The 16,888-nt window shown below is 65.9% G+C and carries 15 protein-coding genes and 1 pseudogene; 8 read left to right on the forward strand and 8 right to left on the reverse strand.

The annotated features are described in order from the left end of the window. The first annotated feature begins 312 nt into the window (after window positions 1-312). The 4 genes from BHK69_RS17870 (at window position 313) to cysN (ending at window position 4,650) form a co-directional block, all read left to right on the forward strand. A complete protein-coding gene (locus tag BHK69_RS17870) occupies window positions 313-1,098 on the forward strand; it encodes an SDR family oxidoreductase (protein ID WP_069691271.1) in 786 nt (261 codons plus the stop codon). Between the two features lie 188 nt (window positions 1,099-1,286). Next, the gene (locus BHK69_RS17875; protein ID WP_083269518.1) at window positions 1,287-2,117 is read left to right on the forward strand and encodes a phosphoadenylyl-sulfate reductase; all 831 of its coding nucleotides are present in this window, start codon (window positions 1,287-1,289) and stop codon (window positions 2,115-2,117) included. Then, window positions 2,114-3,016 (forward strand): sulfate adenylyltransferase subunit CysD, encoded by a 903-nt coding sequence (cysD, locus tag BHK69_RS17880; protein WP_069691272.1) that lies wholly within the window; start codon window positions 2,114-2,116, stop codon window positions 3,014-3,016. Before BHK69_RS17875 ends, cysD begins: the two co-directional genes overlap by 4 nt. Continuing rightward, window positions 3,016-4,650 (forward strand): sulfate adenylyltransferase subunit CysN, encoded by a 1,635-nt coding sequence (gene cysN / locus BHK69_RS17885; RefSeq protein ID WP_069691273.1) that lies wholly within the window; start codon window positions 3,016-3,018, stop codon window positions 4,648-4,650. The genes cysD and cysN overlap by 1 nt, the downstream gene beginning before the upstream one ends. Before the next feature lie 83 nt (window positions 4,651-4,733). On the opposite strand, the gene BHK69_RS17890 is transcribed toward cysN, so the two are convergent. The 7 genes from BHK69_RS17890 to BHK69_RS17920 all read right to left on the reverse strand — a co-directional run bounded on the left by BHK69_RS17890 (window position 4,734) and on the right by BHK69_RS17920 (window position 11,241). After that, on the reverse strand, window positions 4,734-5,612 hold the full coding sequence (locus BHK69_RS17890) for an EF-hand domain-containing protein (protein WP_069691274.1): 879 nt from the start codon (window positions 5,610-5,612) through the stop codon (window positions 4,734-4,736). Between the two features lie 187 nt (window positions 5,613-5,799). Then, complete coding sequence (locus tag BHK69_RS17895) at window positions 5,800-6,207, reverse strand: RidA family protein (protein ID WP_069691275.1); 408 nt, start codon at window positions 6,205-6,207, stop codon at window positions 5,800-5,802. Window positions 6,208-6,253: 46 nt separating this feature from the next. Further along, window positions 6,254-7,897, reverse strand: a complete 1,644-nt coding sequence (locus BHK69_RS17900) for a benzoate-CoA ligase family protein (protein ID WP_069691276.1) — start codon at window positions 7,895-7,897, stop codon at window positions 6,254-6,256. Then, window positions 7,894-9,105 carry an acyl-CoA dehydrogenase family protein gene (locus BHK69_RS17905; RefSeq protein ID WP_244548233.1) on the reverse strand — a complete coding sequence of 404 codons (1,212 nt, stop codon included), beginning with the start codon at window positions 9,103-9,105 and terminating at the stop codon, window positions 7,894-7,896. The genes BHK69_RS17900 and BHK69_RS17905 overlap by 4 nt, the downstream gene beginning before the upstream one ends. A 1-nt stretch (window position 9,106) precedes the next feature. Beyond that, window positions 9,107-9,940: an enoyl-CoA hydratase family protein gene (locus tag BHK69_RS17910; RefSeq protein WP_069691277.1), complete on the reverse strand. Its 834-nt coding sequence runs from the start codon at window positions 9,938-9,940 to the stop codon at window positions 9,107-9,109. Continuing rightward, on the reverse strand, window positions 9,937-10,482 hold the full coding sequence (locus BHK69_RS17915; RefSeq protein ID WP_069691278.1) for a MarR family winged helix-turn-helix transcriptional regulator: 546 nt from the start codon (window positions 10,480-10,482) through the stop codon (window positions 9,937-9,939). The genes BHK69_RS17910 and BHK69_RS17915 overlap by 4 nt, the downstream gene beginning before the upstream one ends. Before the next feature lie 3 nt (window positions 10,483-10,485). After that, complete coding sequence (locus tag BHK69_RS17920) at window positions 10,486-11,241, reverse strand: SDR family NAD(P)-dependent oxidoreductase (protein WP_069691279.1); 756 nt, start codon at window positions 11,239-11,241, stop codon at window positions 10,486-10,488. Between the two features lie 229 nt (window positions 11,242-11,470). Here BHK69_RS17920 and BHK69_RS17925 point away from each other — a divergent pair, with 229 nt between their 5' ends. From BHK69_RS17925 to BHK69_RS17935, 3 genes are all read left to right on the forward strand, one after another. Then, window positions 11,471-13,795, forward strand: coding sequence for a bifunctional salicylyl-CoA 5-hydroxylase/oxidoreductase (locus BHK69_RS17925; RefSeq protein ID WP_069693768.1), 2,325 nt, complete (start codon window positions 11,471-11,473; stop codon window positions 13,793-13,795). A gap of 182 nt (window positions 13,796-13,977) precedes the next feature. Then, window positions 13,978-14,313 (forward strand): hypothetical protein, encoded by a 336-nt coding sequence (locus BHK69_RS17930; protein ID WP_069691280.1) that lies wholly within the window; start codon window positions 13,978-13,980, stop codon window positions 14,311-14,313. Between the two features lie 169 nt (window positions 14,314-14,482). Next, window positions 14,483-15,430 (forward strand): ring-cleaving dioxygenase, encoded by a 948-nt coding sequence (locus BHK69_RS17935; RefSeq protein ID WP_069691281.1) that lies wholly within the window; start codon window positions 14,483-14,485, stop codon window positions 15,428-15,430. Between the two features lie 489 nt (window positions 15,431-15,919). On the opposite strand, the gene BHK69_RS33170 is transcribed toward BHK69_RS17935, so the two are convergent. Next, window positions 15,920-16,159, reverse strand: coding sequence for a hypothetical protein (locus BHK69_RS33170; protein ID WP_244548234.1), 240 nt, complete (start codon window positions 16,157-16,159; stop codon window positions 15,920-15,922). 316 nt (window positions 16,160-16,475) lie between these two features. On the opposite strand from BHK69_RS33170, the pseudogene BHK69_RS33620 reads away from it, so the two are divergent. Then, window positions 16,476-16,847: pseudogene (locus BHK69_RS33620) on the forward strand (DUF2778 domain-containing protein); the annotation flags it as partial. Window positions 16,848-16,888 lie beyond the last annotated feature (41 nt).

The raw sequence follows: 16,888 nt of genomic DNA on the forward strand, positions 1-16,888 counted from the left end.
GGTCAGCAAGGCGCGGCGTGATAGTGCGGTTGTCGATTTCGGCATGATACCCCTCCCAAAACGTGCGATTACCGCACTATTATTTTGATTTCGCACAATTTTCTGCTGCCCGATGCCGTCTGTCAATCTGGTCGAAAGGCGATGCCGGCTGCAGCCTAGCACGCTCCCGCGCAACCTGGCACGCACCAGCGAAACGCGTCCCCGTCGTGTCTGCCCCGGCGAAGGCAGCCATTCCCTTGGCGAGGCCGAGCCGCTATCAGCGAGCCGACCGCGCGCGAATGCGTGCGCCCTGGAAACCGGACGGAGCACATCATGGATCTCGGCCTTCACGACAAGCGCGCGCTGGTGCTGGGCGCGAGCCGCGGCCTCGGCGCAGCCATCGCCCGGACGCTCGCGACGGAGGGGGCGACGGTGATCGCGGCCGCGCGCAATGTCGCCGCGACCAATGCCTGGATCGCCGACTGTCCCGCAGAGGTGCGCGGGCGCATCTCCGCCGCGAGCCTCGATCTGGCGGATATCGCCGCCGTCGACGCCTTTCTCGGTGAGCTCAATGGCACTGGGGGCGTCGACATCCTGATCGGCAATTCGGGCGGCCCGCCGCCGGCCGAGGCGCGCGAGGCCAAGCGCGAGGATTGGCTGAAGCATTTCGAGGGGATGGCGGCCAACCTCTTCCACCTCGCGCAGGGCCTTTTGCCCGGCATGACCGGCCGTGGTTTCGGCCGCATCGTCACCATCGCCTCGTCCGGCGTGGAGCAGCCGATCCCGCGTTTGGCGCTGTCGAACGGCATCCGCTCAGCGGTGATCGGCTGGTCGAAGACACTCTCAGCCGAAGTCGCCGCGCAAGGCGTCACGGTGAATGTCGTCCTGCCGGGGCGCATCCATACCGAGCGCGTCGACCAGCTCGACAAGGCCGCCGCCGACCGCACCGGCATCACGCCCGACGAGGCGGCCAAGGTCTCGCGCGCGACGATTCCCGTCGGGCGCTACGGCACGGCGCAGGAATTCGCTGATGTCGTCGCCTTCCTGGTCAGCACGCGGGCGAGCTATGTCACCGGCGCCAAGATCCGCATCGACGGCGGGGCGACGCGCGGGATTTGAAGTCCCGCACGGGCGCGAGCGGCCCGTTATTCCGCGGTGAAAACGGGCCGTTTGCCTCGCTGCGGAAGGTTTTTCTCCTTTTGAAGTGAAATAAGAAAAACCACGCTACTGCCTGTGAATTGATCATTCCGGCTTTCGGGACTAGGTGAAGCGTTCGATTTACCGAACGCTTCACCTAGCGAAAACCGATGTCCGCCGATCCTTTGAATGCGCCGGGCCTACCCGGTCAGATCACCGCTTCGGATGCCCAGACTGCCGGCACGTCGCTGGAGCAGCGGGCCCTTGCCTTGAACGAGGCGTTCGGCGCGGCGGATGTCGTCGCCCGGCTCACTGGCGCCGCGGCCACCGCGCATGGTCGCCTCGTCTTCACCACCAGCTTCGGTCTGGAGGACCAGGTCCTCACCCATTTCATCATCGCTGCCGGACTTCCGGTCGAGATCGTGACGCTCGACACCGACAGGCTGTTTCCGGAGGTCCATGCGCTCTGGAAAGAGACCGAAGCGCATTTCGGCGCCAGGATACTGCCGTTCTACCCGCGTCATGACGCGGTCGAAGGGTTTGTCAGCGCGCATGGCCTCAACGGCTTCTACACCTCGCGCGAGGCGCGCAAGGCCTGCTGCGACATTCGCAAGGTGGAGCCGCTCGGACGGGCGCTGGCCGGCGCCGACATCTGGATCACCGGCCTGCGCGCCGACCAGTCGGCCGCGCGCGGCGGCGTCCGCTTCGCCGAGGCCGAGGCGGCGAGGGGCCTGATCAAGCTCAGCCCATTGCTCGACTGGTCGCGCGACAGAACGCTCGCCTTCGCCAAGGCGAATGGCGTTCCGCTCAATCCGCTGCACGAGAAGGGGTTCGTCTCGATCGGTTGCCAACCCTGCACGCGCGCCATCCGCCCCGGCGAGCATGAGCGGGCCGGGCGCTGGTGGTGGGAGGATGATGCGGCCAAGGAATGCGGGCTCCATGTCGGGCCGGACGGGAAGCTGACGCGGGCGAAGCCCGCTTCGCTGGGGGCCAGCGCATGATCCAGCTCAGCCATCTCCAGAAGCTCGAAGCCGAGGCGATCTTCATCATCCGCGAAGTCGTGGCGACCTGCGACAAGCCGGTGCTGCTTTATTCGATCGGCAAGGATTCAGCCGTCCTGCTGCATCTCGCCATGAAGGCGTTCTATCCGGCCAAGCCGCCTTTCCCGCTGCTCCATGTCGATACGACCTGGAAGTTCCGCGAGATGGTCGCTTTCCGCGACGAGACCGCCGACCGGCTCGGGCTCGATCTCATCGTGCATGTCAACCAGGAGGGCGTGAAGGCCGGCATCGGCCCCTTCGCCTCGGGCTCGCGCATCCATACCGATGTGATGAAGACGCAAGGCCTGAAACAGGCGCTCGACCTGCACAAATTCGACGCGGCCTTCGGCGGCGCCCGGCGCGACGAGGAGAAGAGCCGCGCCAAGGAGCGTGTCTTCTCCCTGCGCTCGCCCGAGCATCGCTGGGACCCAAAGAACCAGCGGCCCGAGCCCTGGCAATTGTTCAACACCCGCAAGCACAAGGGCGAGAGTTTTCGCGTGTTCCCGCTCTCCAACTGGACCGAGCGCGACGTCTGGGACTACATCGCGCTCGAGAATATTCCGGTCGTGCCGCTTTATTTCGCCGCTCCGCGCCCGGTGGTGAAGCGCGACGGCGCCTGGATCATGCGCGACGACGAGCGCATGGAGCTCCTGCCAGGCGAGGTCGTCGAGAGCCGCATGGTCCGCTTCCGCACGCTCGGCTGCTATCCCCTGACGGGAGCGGTCGAGAGCGAAGCCGCGAGCCTGACCGAGATCATCGCCGAGATGCGCTCCTCGCGTTCGTCGGAGCGGCAGGGCCGCGTCATCGACCATGACGGCGCAGGCTCGATGGAGCAGAAGAAGCAGGAAGGCTATTTCTGATGACCGCGCTGGCCAAGGAGAAGCGGTCCTCGGGGCCTGCTGCCGGGCAGGTTCCTGCCAATGACTCGACCGGGCTCGAGGCCTCGGGCCAGCATTCCTTGCTGCGCTTCATCACCTGCGGGTCGGTCGATGACGGCAAGTCGACGCTGATTGGCCGGATGCTCTACGAGGCCGGCGCGGTGCTCGACGATCAGCTCGACACGCTCGACGCCGATTCCCGCAAATTCGGCACGCAAGGGACGCAGCCCGATTTCGCCTTGCTCGTCGACGGCCTGTCGGCCGAACGCGAGCAGGGCATCACCATCGATGTCGCCTATCGCTATTTCGCCACGGAGAAGCGCAGCTTCATCGTCGCCGACACGCCCGGCCACGAGCAATACACCCGCAACATGGCGACAGGCGCCTCGACCGCCGATCTCGCCATCATCCTGATCGATGCGCGCAAGGGCCTGCTGCCGCAGACGCGGCGGCATTCCTTCATCGTCTCGCTGGTCGGCGTCCGCCATGTCGTGGTCGCGGTCAACAAGATGGACCTCGTCGGCTATGACGAGACCGTCTTCCGCCGCATCGTCGAGGATTATCGCGAGGCGACGAAGTCGCTGGGCTTCGCCTCGGTCCGCTTCATCCCGGTCTCGGCGCGCGACGGCGAGAATGTGATGCGTCGCTCGCCCGCGATGCCCTGGCATGACGGCCCGGCGCTGCTGCCCCTGCTCGAAACCATCGCGGTCGCGCCGGAGCAGCACGGCGAAGAGGGCTTCGTGCTGCCGGTGCAATGGGTCAACCGGCCCAATCTCGATTTCCGCGGCTATGCCGGTCTGGCCGTGCGCGGTCGCGCGCGCGTCGGCGATGCCGTGACTGTCCTGCCCTCGGGTCGCGCGAGTCGCATCGCCCGTTTGATCGGCGCGGCAGGCGAGGCCAGCAACGCCGCCGTAGGCCTGGCGGTGACCGTGACGCTGGAAGACGATGTCGATGTCTCGCGCGGCGATGTCATCGTCGCTGCGTCTTCACCCGTGCCGGTCAGCCGCGAAGTGAAGGCGCGCCTGCTCTGGACCGGCGAGCGGGCTTTGCTGCAGGGCGGCCAGTTCCTGCTCAAGCTCGCGACGCAAAGCGCCAATGCGACGCTGGACGCGCTGCATCACAGCATCGATATCGAAGGTTTCCGTCCGGTGCCGGCCCAGAGCCTGCGCATGAACGGTATCGGCTTCGTTAGCTTGAAGCTCGACAAGCCCATTATCGCCCTGCCTTACCAGGAGAACCGTGAGCTTGGCGGCTTCATCCTGATCGACCGGATCAGCAACGAGACGGTCGCTTTCGGTTTCGTCGAGGCGGCTGCGGGCGCAGGCTCGGCCGGCGGTGCAGCGACCGGCCCGCTGGCGCGCCTGCGGCAGGCGCTCATCAAGACCGTCGGCCGTTCCGGCACGCCCGATCGCCGGTTGTGGCTGGCTGCGGTGAGCTGGCGGCTATTGAGCACCGCCGGGCTGTTCCTGGCGGCCTGGGCGGTAACCGAGCAGGTCGGCATATCTGGCGCGCTGGCGCTCGGAGATCTCGCCTTGCGGCCCTTGCTGCGCAAGCTCCATGCGCTGCTGTGGCGCGAGCGCGCAGGCTCGGCGTTGCAGGACGGCGCAGGTATCTGAGAGACGCAAGTATCTTGGAGACGCAAGTATCTAGGAGACGCCGACCGGCATTCTGCCGGCCGGAGTTGATCAGGCGATGGGGATCACGCCGCCTGCGAATAGCTGCTGGTTGCGGAGCTCGAGGCTCCCCACTGGTAGATGTTGCCATAGCTCTGCGAGGCGTTGAGGAACGCGGCGGGGGGCTGGGGCGGAGGCCCGCGCTTGTCCGACGCTTGCTGGAAGGCGGTCTGCTCGTCCTTGGAAATCGATCCGTTCTTGTCGGAATCGATTGCATCGAACAGCTTGCTCAGAAGATCGCTCGAAGCCGTCGTGTCGGAAGACAGCGCACTCAGGAATTCGTCCTTGGCGACGCTGCCATCGGAATTCGCATCGAGCTGCGAGAAGATGTCCTGATCGTCGGAATCCTCGCTGGAGGCGTCCTGCGGAGGAGGTGGCGGCGGCGGCGGTCCGGCGACCTTGAGCGTGTCCTGGAAGGCCTTGGTCTCGTCCTTCGAGATCGAACCGTCGGAGTTGGAGTCGATCGCGTCGAAGAGGTCGCCCAAGGCGCTGGTCGAGTCGCTCGTGCCCATGGAGAAGGCGTGGGTAAACTCGTCCTTGGCGATGCCGCCGTCGGAGTTCGCATCGATCTGCGAGAAGATATCCTGATCGTCGCTTGTCGTGCTGTCGCTGGCGCTGCTGGTCTGGCCGGATTGAAGTCCGAACAGGAACGACTGCAACTGCTGGCCTGCCTTTTCGGCCTTGGCCTTGAACGCATCCGACTCCGCCTTTGTAACCGAGCCGTCGCTATCGCTGTCGATCGCCTTGAAAAGCGCTTCGTTCTTGGCACTGTCAGCCCCCTTGGGAGCTCCGCTCTGGAACTCGTCGAGGCTGAGCGAGCCGCTGCTGTCGCCGTCTAACGTATCGAAGCTGGGTGGTTTCGGCGGAGGCGGACGAAAGCCGCCAACGCTGCCGATGCTGGACATGAAATGTCTCCATCACTGATTGCCGCCGGTCGACGGCGCAAACAGAGTCAAGGAGCAACTCATGCCGGATCGCTAAGCCTGTGCCATTGCGGAAAAGATCTTGGTTTCGATTGTTTTCGAAATGCAGGCTTCGAAACATATGGAAACATAATCGCCGCGCCGGGCCAGGCCTTCACGGGTCAGGCCTTCAGCGGCCGATGACCGCGGTCGCCTCGATCTCGATCAGGGCCTGCGGCTCGACCAGCGCCACCACCTGCACCACGGCCATGGCGGGGAAATGCCGGCCGAGCACCTCGCGATAGACCGGACCCATCTCCTTCAGGCTGGAGCGATAGGTCGCGATGTCGGTGACGTACCAGGTCAGCCGGACGATATCCTCGACCTGCCCGCCACCGGCCTCGACCACGGCCTTGATGTTGATCAGCGTCTGCCGAAGCTGCGGCAGGAAGCCCTGCGCGAAGATGCCGGCCGCGTCCCAGCCGACGAGCCCGCCGGTGACCAGGACGCGCCCCTCCGCGACCATGCCGTTGGCATAGCCGCGTGGCGTGGGCCAGCCCTCCGGCAGGATGGCGCGTTGTGTTGCAGCACTCGACATGGTGTCGCCTCGGTTGGGCCGTTCCGGCTCGTGTTTCGAAGAAGGGTCAGGCCTCGCTACGCGCGATTTCGCGCAATGCGAAGCGCTGCAGCTTGCCGGTCGGCGTTTTGGGCAGGGCCGTCACGAAGGCGACGGCACGCGGGTATTTATAGGGCGCGATATGCGCTTTCACGTGCTCCTGCAACGCCTTGACGAGGTTTGCGTTGCCCTCGAAGCCGTCGCGCAGCACGACATAGGCTTTGACGATCTGCCCCCGGTCCGGGCAGGGCGCGCCGACGACACCGCATTCGGCGACCGCAGGGTGCGTCAGGAGGCAGATTTCGACCTCGGGGCCGGCGATGTTGTAGCCGGCCGAGATGATCATGTCGTCGGAGCGGGCCTGATACCAGAAATAGCCGTCCGCATCGCGCAGATAGGTGTCGCCGGTGATGTTCCAGCCATCCAGCACATATCTGGCCTGGCGCGCATCGGCGAGGTAGCGGCAGCCTGTCGGGCCGCGCACCGCCAGCCGGCCGGGTGTGCCGTCGGGGCACTCGACGCCGGCCTCGTCGATGATCTTGGCCTCATAGCCGGGGACGGGGAGACCGGTCGCGCCCGGTCTGATTGTCTCGCGCGGTGCGCCGATGAAGATGTGCAGCATCTCGGTCGCGCCGATGCCATCCATCAGCGGCAGGCCGGTCTTGGCAGCCCAAGCCTCGAAAGTTGGCTTGGGCAGGGCCTCGCCAGCCGAGACGCAGATGCGCAGGCTGGAGATATCGCGCCCTTCGAGCCGGTCGAGCATGGCGCGATAGGCCGTCGGCGCCGTGAAGACGACGGAGGCCTTGTGACGCTCGATCGCGTCGATCAGATCGGGTGGACCGGCCTTCTCCGGCAGGATCATCGCCGCGCCGATCCGCATCGGGAAGAGCACGAGCCCGCCGAGCCCGAAGGTGAAGGCGAGCGGCGGCGAGCCGATGAAGCGATCGTCCGGATCGGCCTTGAGCACGCGGGCGCCATAGCAGTCGCAGATTGCCAGGATGTCGCGCTGGAAATGCATCGTGCCCTTGGGCTCGCCGGTGGTGCCGGAGGTGAAGCCGATCAGGCAGACATCGTCGTTTGCCGTGTCGGCGGCGGTGAAATCCTCATAACCGGGCTGGCGCATCAGCGTGTCGAGGCCACCAGTCGCGTCGTCGCCCCAGCTCACGATCCGTGTCAGCTCCGGCGCCTGGGCCTGGGCTGCCTCCAGATCGGCGAGCAAGCGATGGTCGCACAGCGCCAGCGAAATCTTCGCTTTGCGGATCGGATAGACCAGCTCACCCGCGCGCAGCATCGGCATGGTCGCGACCACGACGCCGCCGGCCTTCAGCACGGCGAGATAGCTTGCCACCATCATCGGCGTGTTGGCGGCGCGCAGCAGCACGCGGTTGCCCGCGACCATGCCGAGGTCTCGTATCAGCACATTGGCGATGCGGTTCACCTGTTCGGCGAGATCGGCATAGCTCCAGTGCAGATCGCCCGCGATGATCGCGGTCCGGCCGCCGCGCCCTTCGAAGACATGGCGGTCGAGCAGCTCCGTGACGACGTTGAGCCGTTCCGGATAGGTCAGCCCCGCTTCTGCCAGCCTGAGATCGGGCCAGCTCTCGCGCGGCGGCAGGTTGTCCCGCGCGAAACCGTCCTCATGTCCCGATCTCGTGAATCCGGTTGCTGTCATCTCGCCCCCCGCCTAGCGGCATGTGTCTTCAGCAGGTCGCGTGCGATCACGACCTTCTGGACCTCGCTGGCGCCCTCATAGATACGCAAGGCCCTGATTTCCCGGTACAACTCCTCCACCTTGACGCCCTTGGTCACACCGAGCCCGCCATGGATCTGGACGGCACGGTCGATGACGCGCTGGGCGTTCTCTGTTGCGACGAGTTTGGCGAGCGCCGCCTCGCGGGTGACGCGGGGTGCGCCGCGATCCTTGGTCCAGGCGGCGCGATAGACCAGCAGCGCTGCGGCATCGACCTCGGCCGCACTGTCGGCGATCGCGGCCTGCGACAATTGCAGGTCGCCGAGCGTGCCGCCGAACAGCTTGCGGCCATTGGCGTGCGAGACCGTCTCGTGCAGCGCCCGCCGTGCGAAACCGAGTGCGGCTGCGCCGACTGTCGAGCGGAAGATGTCGAGCGTCGCCATCGCGACCTTGAAACCGTCGCCGGGGCCGCCGATGCGGTTCTCGAGCGGGATGCGGCAGGCATCGAAGCTCAAGGTGGCGAGCGGGTGCGGCGCGATCACATCGATGCGCTCGGCAATGCTCAGGCCGGGCGTGTCCGCCTCGACCAGATAGGCCGAGAGGCCGCGCGCGCCGGGCGCCTCGCCGGAGCGGGCGAAGACGACATAGTGGTCGGCAATGCCGCCATTCGAGATCCAGGTTTTTTCGCCGTCGATCCGGATATGCGTGTTGCCGTCCGGCGTCGCGGTCGTCGCCATTGCGGCGACGTCGGAACCGGCCTCCTTTTCCGATAATGCGAAGGCGGCGATGCGCTTGCCGTCGCGGATGCCGGGCAGGATGCGCTGCTTCATCGCCTCTGAGCCCGCGAGCGTGATCGACCCCGTGCCAAGCCCCTGCATGGCGAAGGCGAAATCGGCGAGCCCGTCACGCGCCGCCAGGATCTCGCGGGCGAGGCAGAGTGTGCGGACGTCGAGCGTCTCGCTCAGGCCGCCATAGGCTGCCGGCACCACGGCCTTGAGGAAGCCCGCCTCGCCAAGTGCCTTGACGCGGGCTCCGCAGGCTACGTCGACATCGTCATGCGGCAAGCCGGGCAGGGTGGTGTCGGCCCAGGCCGAAAGCGCTTCGGCGAAGCGACGATGGCGATCCTCGAAGAAGGGCCAGTCGAGCGTGTCGGCCAGGATCGCCATGCCGAGAATGCCGCTGCCCGCCATCTCAATTCCCCTCGAAGACCGGCTTCTGCTTGTTGGCGAAGGCGTGGTAGGCGCGGGTGAAATCCTCGGTCTGCATGCACAAGGCCTGCGCCACGGCTTCTGCCTCGATCGCGCTCTCGACCGACATCGCCCATTCCATTTCGAGCATGCGCTTGGTCATGGCGTTGGCGAAGGTCGGCCCGTCCGCGAGCTCGGCTGCCAGGGCCTGGGCCTCAGCGAGCAGGTTCTCCTTGGTCACGAGCCGGTTGAGGAAGCCCCAGCGTTCGGCTTCCTCGCCCTTCAGCACGCGGCCGGTGTAGAGCAATTCGGCTGCGCGTCCCTGGCCGACGATGCGCGGCAGCATCGCGCAGGCGCCCATGTCGCAGCCGGCCAGGCCGACACGGTTGAACAGGAAGGCGATCTTGCTCTCGGCCGTGCCCAGCCGCAGATCGGACGCCATCGCCATGATCGCACCCGCGCCGGCGCAGATGCCGTCGATCGCGGCGATGACCGGCTGCGGGCAGGCGCGCATCGCCTTGACCAGTTCCCCGGTCATGCGGGTAAATTTCAGCAACTCCTTGGTCTCCATCGCGACCAGCGGCCCGATGATCTCGAAGACGTCGCCGCCGGAGGAGAAGTTGCCGCCGGCGCCGGTGACGACGATCGCCTTGACGTCTTCTTCCTTCTGCGCGGCCAGGAAGAAATCGGTGAGTTCGCGGTAGCTTGCGAAGGTCAGCGGATTCTTCTTCTCAGGTCGATTCAGCATCACCGTCGCGACCTTGCCGGCGACGTTCAGTTGGAAATGCGCCGGTGTGAAATTCGCCAGCGGCAAGGTCGTGGCGTTGGCGAGGCTCATGCCTTGTCTCCGTTGGCTGCCTTGTCTCCGTTGGCGCGCTGCGCGATGGCCGCATGCAGGGAGGTTTTTGTGCGGCCGAGCAGCCGGAACAGTTGCGTGGTCTCGGCATGGTCGAGCCCGGCAAAAAGCTCCGCGATCCAGCCCTCATGCCGCTCGGCCATCGCCTTGAAGGCTTTGCGCCCCTGCGCCGTCAGCGTCAGCACCTGCACGCGCCGGTCCTGCGCGGCGGCGCGCTTGTCGACGAGCCCGTCGGCCAGGAGCCCGGCGACGACGGCGGTGACATTGCCGTTCGAGACCATCAATCGCTGCGAGACCTCGCCGACGGTCATGCCGGTGGTCGATTTCTCGAGCTGCGCCATCAGGTCGAAGCGCGGCAGTGTCGTCTTGAACTCCTCGCGCAGGCGGTTGCGGATCTCGGTCTCGATCAGGGTCGAGCAGGTCAGCAGCCTGAGCCAGAGCCGTAATTCGTCCTTGTGATCGCCGGGGCGTTCGCTGGCCTTGGTCTCGCGGTCGAGCACGAGGCTGGGGGAGGGCGTTTCCATGGCCTAGAACTCCCCGCCATTGATCAGGATCGATTGTCCGGTGATGGATTGGCTGGCCGGCCCACAGAGATAGAGCACGGCGGCCGCGACCTCCTGCGGCGCGATCAAGCGCCCTTGCGGATTGTCCTTCACCAATTGCGCCAGCGCCTGCTCGTCTGTGAGGCCGGTCTTGGTGGTGATCGCGTTGATGCTGCCTGCGACCATGTCGGTGTCGGTGTAGCCCGGGCAGATCGCGTTGACCGTGACGCCGGCGCGCGCCGTTTCCAGCGCAAGCGAGCGCACCAGGCCGATCACGGCATGTTTGGCGGCGGCATAGGCGGAGACATAAGCGTAGCCGCGATGCCCGGCGGTCGAGGCGATCGCGATCAAGCGGCCGTTGCGGCGCTCCAGCATGCCGGGCAGCACCGCGTGGAAGGCATTGACCGTTCCGATCAGGTTGATCTCGTTCATGCGGCGGAAGCGCTCGGCATCGCTGCGTGTGAACGGCCCGGTCTCGACTGCGCCGGCATTGGCGATGACGATGTCGAAAGGCTGGATTTGCGCCAGGGCGGCAGCGGCGGCGGCAGTCGCTGCCTCGTCGCGGATATCGCAGGACATGAACGCGTCCGCGTCGCCGGCTTCGACCGCCTCTTGCAGAACCTTTGCGTCGCGCCCGATGATGCTGACGCGGGCGCCCTCGCGCTTCAGCGCGGCCGCGACGGCGCGCCCGATGCCGCGCCCACCGCCTGTCACCAGTGCATGCTGTCCTGCCAGACCCATCCTGAGCGACCTCCTGATGAATCAATATATTTTAGGTCTAAAGGAATTTGCAAGCGTCCTGATCGGGTTGGAGACTGGCGATGAAATCGCGTGGAAACTGCCATGGGTCGGCCGCGTGCGATCAAATATGACACCCGTCGTTCGATTTTAAGGCGAGCGAAATGAGCCTCTTGAGATAAAATTATTTCAGACCTAAAATAATTTCATAGCCCATTTTTCGGAGGTCATGATGCGCATCGCGGTTGTTGGTGGCGGACCCGCCGGGCTCTATTTCGCGCTCCTGATGAAGCGCGACTGGCCGCAGCTCGAGGTCACGGTCTTCGAGCGCAACCAGCCCGACGACACCTTCGGCTTCGGAGTCGTCTTCTCCGACCAGACGCTCGACACCTTCAAGGCTGCCGATGCGACGAGCTATGCCGCGATCCGCGACAATTTCGCATACTGGGACGATGTCGAGATCCATTTCAAGGACAACGTCCACCGCGTCTCCGGCAACGGCTTCTGCGGCTGCTCGCGCCGGTCCCTGCTCATGCTGGTGCAGGCTCGCGCCCGCGAACTCGGTGTCTCCCTTCGTTTCGGCGAGGAGGCTGCCGATATCGAGGTGCTGAAGCGCGACTTCGATCTCGTCGTCGCCGCCGACGGCATCAACAGCCTTATCCGCGAGGGTTGGCGCGAGCGCTTCCAGCCCGAGACCGACCTGCGGCCCAACATCTTCACCTGGATGGGATCGACCCGCCCCTTCGACGCCTTCAATTTCTTCTTCAAGGAAACCGAGTTCGGGCTCTTCATCGCCCATTGCTACCAATATGAGGTCGGCCGCTCGACCTGGGTGCTGGAGACCGACCCCGAGACCTTCGCCAAGGCGGGGCTCGACAAGCTGAGCGAAGCGGAATCGGCCGCCTTTCTCGAAGGCGTCTTCGCCGAGGAACTGCAGGGCCACAAACTGGTCACCAACCGCTCGCTCTGGCGAAATTTCCCGATGATCCGTTGCCGCAACTGGGTTTCGGAGAACGTCGTCCTGATCGGCGACGCCAAGGCGACGGCGCATTTCTCGATTGGCTCGGGCACCAAACTCGCGATGGAAGACGCGATCGCCCTGCACAAGGCCTTCGGCAAGGCGCAATTGAACGTCACTGAGGCGCTGAGCCTGTTCGAGCGCACGCGCCGCGAGGAGGTCGAGAAGACCCAGCACGCGGCCGATGTTTCTCTGGTCTGGTTCGAGCAGTTGCGCCGCTTCTGGGATTTCGACCCGCTGCGTTTCGCCTTCGGCCTGATGACGCGCTCCAAGGCGATCACCTATGACAATCTGGCCCTGCGCGCGCCGGGCTTCGTCGCGGCGATCGACAGGCTGGTCGCGCAGGAGCTCGGCCCGCTCGCCCGCACCCGCAAGGACGGAGCGCCCGTGCCGCCGGCCTTCCAGCCGCTCAAGCTGCGCGAGATGCAGGTCGAGAACCGCATGGTGCTCTCGCCGATGTGCCAGTATTCGGCTCGGGATGGCCTACCCAACGACTGGCACCTGATGCATTACGGCTCGCGCGCCATTGGCGGCCCTGGGCTGATCTTCACCGAGATGACCTGCGTGGCGGCCGATGCCCGCATCACCCCGGGCTGCGCCGGGCTCTATACCGATGCGCAGGAAGCTGCTTGGGCCCGGATCGTCGACTTCGTCCATGTCAATTCGGTGGCGAAGATCTGCCTCCAGCTCGGCCATGCCGGGCGCAAGGGCGCGACCAGATTGATGTGGGACGGCATGGACAAGCCGCTGGAGGAGGGCGCCTGGCCGATCATCTCGGCCTCGCCCTTGCCCTATTACCCCGAGAGCCAGACCCCGCGCGAGATGAGCCGCTCCGACATGGACCGGGTGAAGGCCGAGTTCGTCGCGGCAGCGCAGCGTGGCGAGCGCGCCGGCTTCGACATGCTGGAGCTGCACTGCGCCCATGGCTATCTGCTGGCGAGCTTCCTCTCGCCGCTGACCAATCACCGGACGGATGACTATGGCGGCTCGGTCGAGAACCGCCTGCGCTATCCGCTCGAGGTCTTCCGCGCCCTGCGCGAAGCCTGGCCACCGGAAAAGCCGATGTCGGTGCGCATCTCCGCGACCGACTGGAAGGCGGGCGGCGTGACCCCGCAGGACATGATCGCGATCTCCACGGCCTTCGCGGAGGAGGGCTGCGACCTCGTCGACGTCTCGACCGGGCAGACCGTCAACGACAGCCGCCCGATCTATGGCCGTATGTTCCAGACGCCGTTCTCCGACCAGATCCGCAACGAGGCCCGGGTCGCGACCATGTGCGTCGGCAACATCACCTCGGCCGACCAGGTCAACACCATCATCGCCTCGGGCCGCGCCGACCTTGTCGCGCTCGGCCGGCCGCATCTGGCCGATCCCTCCTTCGTGCTGCGCGCCGCCGCCTGGTATGGCGTCGATGTCGCCCAGCCGGTGCAATACCAGCCCGGCCAGGACCAGCTCATGCGCAACACCCCGCGCGAGCGTGAAGAAAGCGAGGCGCTGAAGCTCAAGGCCAAACCGAGCCGCCACGCGGTCTCGGTCTAATCAAGCGAGCCGAGCCGCCACGCGGTCTCGGTCTAATCAAGCGAGCCGAGCCGCCACGCGGTCTCGGTCTAATCAAGAGAGCCGAGCCGCCACGCAGTCTCGGCCTGAAGTCGGGCGCGGGGGGAACATCCGGTGTGCCCGCCTGTTTCTTGAGCATCACAGTCCCAGCCAGAAGGACCGACATGCTCGCCATCACCCGTTTGCTCGCCGCCGCGATAGCCGTCGCGACCGGCTCTTTCGCCGCGCTCGCCCAGGGGACGGTCACGCCGCCGCAAGCGCCCTCGGCCGTCGCACCGCAATCCAACAGCGGACTCGGTCCGGTGACGACGCATCCCTCGCAGGTCGACAAGGGCCAGAACATGATCCTGCCATCGGCGGGGAGTTCTGGACCGTCAGCCGCGCCGACCATGATCTATGATTGCAAGGCCAAGCCGCAGGACTGCACGACGCCCGCGACGCCTGCCGACAAGGCTACGGCTCCGCAAATCTCCGCTCCGCCTGCAACGACGCCCCCGTAGCGCAGGTTCCGCTTGCGCGGGTGCGTGGCGGCGGGAGTATTTTTCCCGGTTGATTGCGTGAATGCAAAGTCGACATTGGGCGATGGGGGCTTCCTCTGGCGGCGGGGGCCGCTATCTCAGGCGCAGACAGCGGGCCGATCCGGCCTTGCGCCCAATCATGAGGTTCCCGATGAAGCTCACCGGCATTCACCACGTCACCGCTATCTCGGCCGATGCGCCGGGCAACCGTCGCTTCTATGCCGAGACGCTGGGCATGCGGCTGGTCAAGAAGACGGTGAACCAGGACGACACCTCGGCCTATCACCTGTTCTATGCCGATGGCGCCGGCTCGCCTGGATCGGACCTGACCTTTTTCGACTGGCCTGCCTCACCGGCCCGGCGTGGCACGCATTCGATCAATCGCACCTCGCTGCGCGTCGCCAATGAGGCGTCGCTGGAATGGTGGCGCGAGCGTCTGACCAAGGCCGGGGTCAAGGTTTCAGACATCCGCGCGATCAATGGCCGCCCAGCCGTCGATTTCGAGGATCCGGAGGGCCAGCGCCTGACGCTGCTCGCAGATGGCGGCGAGATTCCCTTCATCGTCTGGGAGAAGAGCCCGGTTCCCGCCGAGCATCAGATTCGCGGGCTCGGGCCCGTCACCATCTCGGTGCCGAAGCTCGAGCGCACCGAGGTCGTGCTGACCCAGCTTCTCGGCCTGGAGCGGGTCGCGTCCTATCGCGACGCTGCCCATGCCAGCGGCGAGATCCATGTCTTCAAGATCGGGGAGGGTGGTCCGGCTGCCGAGCTGCATGTTGCAGTCGAGCCCGATGCGCCGCAGGCGCGCGAAGGGGCGGGCGGCGTGCATCACCTCGCGCTGCGCACGCCGACCTTCGCCGACTACGACGCCTGGGCGGAGCGCCTCAAGGAGGCGGGCTATCCCAATAGCGGCAAGGTCGACCGCTTCTACTTCCGCTCGCTCTATCTGCGCGAGCCGAACGGCATCCTGATCGAGATCGCGACCGACGAGCCCGGCTTCTCCGCCGACGAGCCGGCCGAGACGATGGGTGAGAAGCTCGCTCTGCCGCCCTTCCTGGAGCCGAAGCGGGCGCAGATCGAGGCCGGGCTGAAGCCGCTCTGAACGGCGGGGCGAGATTTAACACGCCGACCTATCAGGCGCGGCGGACCGGATCGGTCCGCCGCGTTTTTTTGTCGCAAATTGCCGCGTTGGATTCACCGGCAATTAACCACGCAGGACTTTAACTGAACTCAGTTGAGTTGCTGGCTTCCCTGCATGGACGATCAGCGCCTTTCTCGGCTCGTGCTCTTGTTCGAGCGCGGCGGAGAGCCGGCCGCGTTGGGTTTCGTTCACTGGGGCAAGCGGCGTGTTGCGTTGTTGAGTTGAGAGCGCCGCCCCCATGTCGGACCAAGGCTACAGGCCGCGTGCAGTCAGGTTGCGCTCTCGCGCCCGGCTGCGCCGCAAAGTGTTGCTCCAGCTTGCCTTCGTCGCGGCCACCACCGCACTGGGTTTCCTGGTGATGGATGGGTCGCAGGATAGGCCAGCGACCCATGATACGAGGCCCGTGCAGACAGCGGCTGCATCGCTGCAAAAGACTGAGGCAGCAAGAGTTTACAGCAATCTCCTGAACTCCGAATTCAAGCTCGGCCCTGCACCCACCACTTTGGGGCGCAGCGCGCCGCTGGATGCGGGTTTCCAGGTTAACACGCCGCTGCAGACGGCTTCGCTCGCGCCGGCCGTCCTGTCGCAACCCATTGTTTCGGCTTCGGCTGCGATCGTCCCGCGTGACGTGGACACGACCGGAAGCATCGCGCCTACGGCCTCTCCTTCGACCGGGTCGGTGTCGGACATTCTCAAGACCCCTTCAGCGCTCAGGCTCGCGCCCGGCGCGCCGCTGCCGATCGCACGGCCGTCTGAGCTCAAGCTTCCCGAGACCCGCGAGCCGCCGGCCATCGTGCTGCGCCAGCCGGCGCGCCGGCCCAAGGTCGCGGCCGCGCCTGCGCAAGCACCGGACAACCGTTCGTTCTTCGAAAAATTCTTTGGCGTCCCGCCTCAGCCAGCCGGGCCCGCTCTTGCCTACGCAGCGCCCGAAGATGATGTCGTCGACCGTTCACGCGGACGCCGGCTCAGCCCCGGCACGGCGCCGTCGTTCGGTTCGGCGCAGGCGACGGCGATCTACGACATCAGCGCGCGCACGGTCTACATGCCCAATGGCGATCGCCTGGAGGCGCATTCAGGTCTCGGCGACAAGATGGACGACCCTCGTTTCGTCCATGTCCGGATGCACGGCGCCACGCCGCCGCATACCTATGATCTGACCGAGCGCGAGGCGCTGTTCCATGGCGTGCGGGCGCTGCGTCTCAACCCCGTCGGCGGCAGCGGCGCGATCCATGGCCGCGCCGGCCTCCTGACCCACACCTATCTGCTCGGCCCCAACGGCGATTCGAATGGCTGCGTGTCGTTCAAGGACTACGACAAGTTCCTGCAGGCCTATCTGCGCGGCGAGGTGAAGCGCCTGGTCGTCGTGGCGAGCCGGTAGCTGACGTTCTGCGAGGAAGCCAGGCCGTCAGCTTCGCCCTC

This window comes from Bosea vaviloviae, assembly GCF_001741865.1.
GTDB lineage: Bacteria > Pseudomonadota > Alphaproteobacteria > Rhizobiales > Beijerinckiaceae > Allobosea > Allobosea vaviloviae.

What these genes read in the sequence shown, in the direction of transcription:
- BHK69_RS17870 (WP_069691271.1), top strand. Translation starts at nt 313, where the DNA reads ATGGATCTCGGCCTTCACGACAAGCGCGCGCTGGTGCTGGGCGCGAGC.
- BHK69_RS17875 (WP_083269518.1), top strand. Translation starts at nt 1,287, where the DNA reads ATGTCCGCCGATCCTTTGAATGCGCCGGGCCTACCCGGTCAGATCACC.
- cysD (WP_069691272.1), top strand. Translation starts at nt 2,114, where the DNA reads ATGATCCAGCTCAGCCATCTCCAGAAGCTCGAAGCCGAGGCGATCTTC.
- cysN (WP_069691273.1), top strand. Translation starts at nt 3,016, where the DNA reads ATGACCGCGCTGGCCAAGGAGAAGCGGTCCTCGGGGCCTGCTGCCGGG.
- BHK69_RS17890 (WP_069691274.1), bottom strand. Translation starts at nt 5,612, where the DNA reads ATGTCCAGCATCGGCAGCGTTGGCGGCTTTCGTCCGCCTCCGCCGAAA.
- BHK69_RS17895 (WP_069691275.1), bottom strand. Translation starts at nt 6,207, where the DNA reads ATGTCGAGTGCTGCAACACAACGCGCCATCCTGCCGGAGGGCTGGCCC.
- BHK69_RS17900 (WP_069691276.1), bottom strand. Translation starts at nt 7,897, where the DNA reads ATGACAGCAACCGGATTCACGAGATCGGGACATGAGGACGGTTTCGCG.
- BHK69_RS17905 (WP_244548233.1), bottom strand. Translation starts at nt 9,105, where the DNA reads ATGGCGGGCAGCGGCATTCTCGGCATGGCGATCCTGGCCGACACGCTC.
- BHK69_RS17910 (WP_069691277.1), bottom strand. Translation starts at nt 9,940, where the DNA reads ATGAGCCTCGCCAACGCCACGACCTTGCCGCTGGCGAATTTCACACCG.
- BHK69_RS17915 (WP_069691278.1), bottom strand. Translation starts at nt 10,482, where the DNA reads ATGGAAACGCCCTCCCCCAGCCTCGTGCTCGACCGCGAGACCAAGGCC.
- BHK69_RS17920 (WP_069691279.1), bottom strand. Translation starts at nt 11,241, where the DNA reads ATGGGTCTGGCAGGACAGCATGCACTGGTGACAGGCGGTGGGCGCGGC.
- BHK69_RS17925 (WP_069693768.1), top strand. Translation starts at nt 11,471, where the DNA reads ATGCGCATCGCGGTTGTTGGTGGCGGACCCGCCGGGCTCTATTTCGCG.
- BHK69_RS17930 (WP_069691280.1), top strand. Translation starts at nt 13,978, where the DNA reads ATGCTCGCCATCACCCGTTTGCTCGCCGCCGCGATAGCCGTCGCGACC.
- BHK69_RS17935 (WP_069691281.1), top strand. Translation starts at nt 14,483, where the DNA reads ATGAAGCTCACCGGCATTCACCACGTCACCGCTATCTCGGCCGATGCG.
- BHK69_RS33170 (WP_244548234.1), bottom strand. Translation starts at nt 16,159, where the DNA reads ATGTCCGACACCGACCCGGTCGAAGGAGAGGCCGTAGGCGCGATGCTT.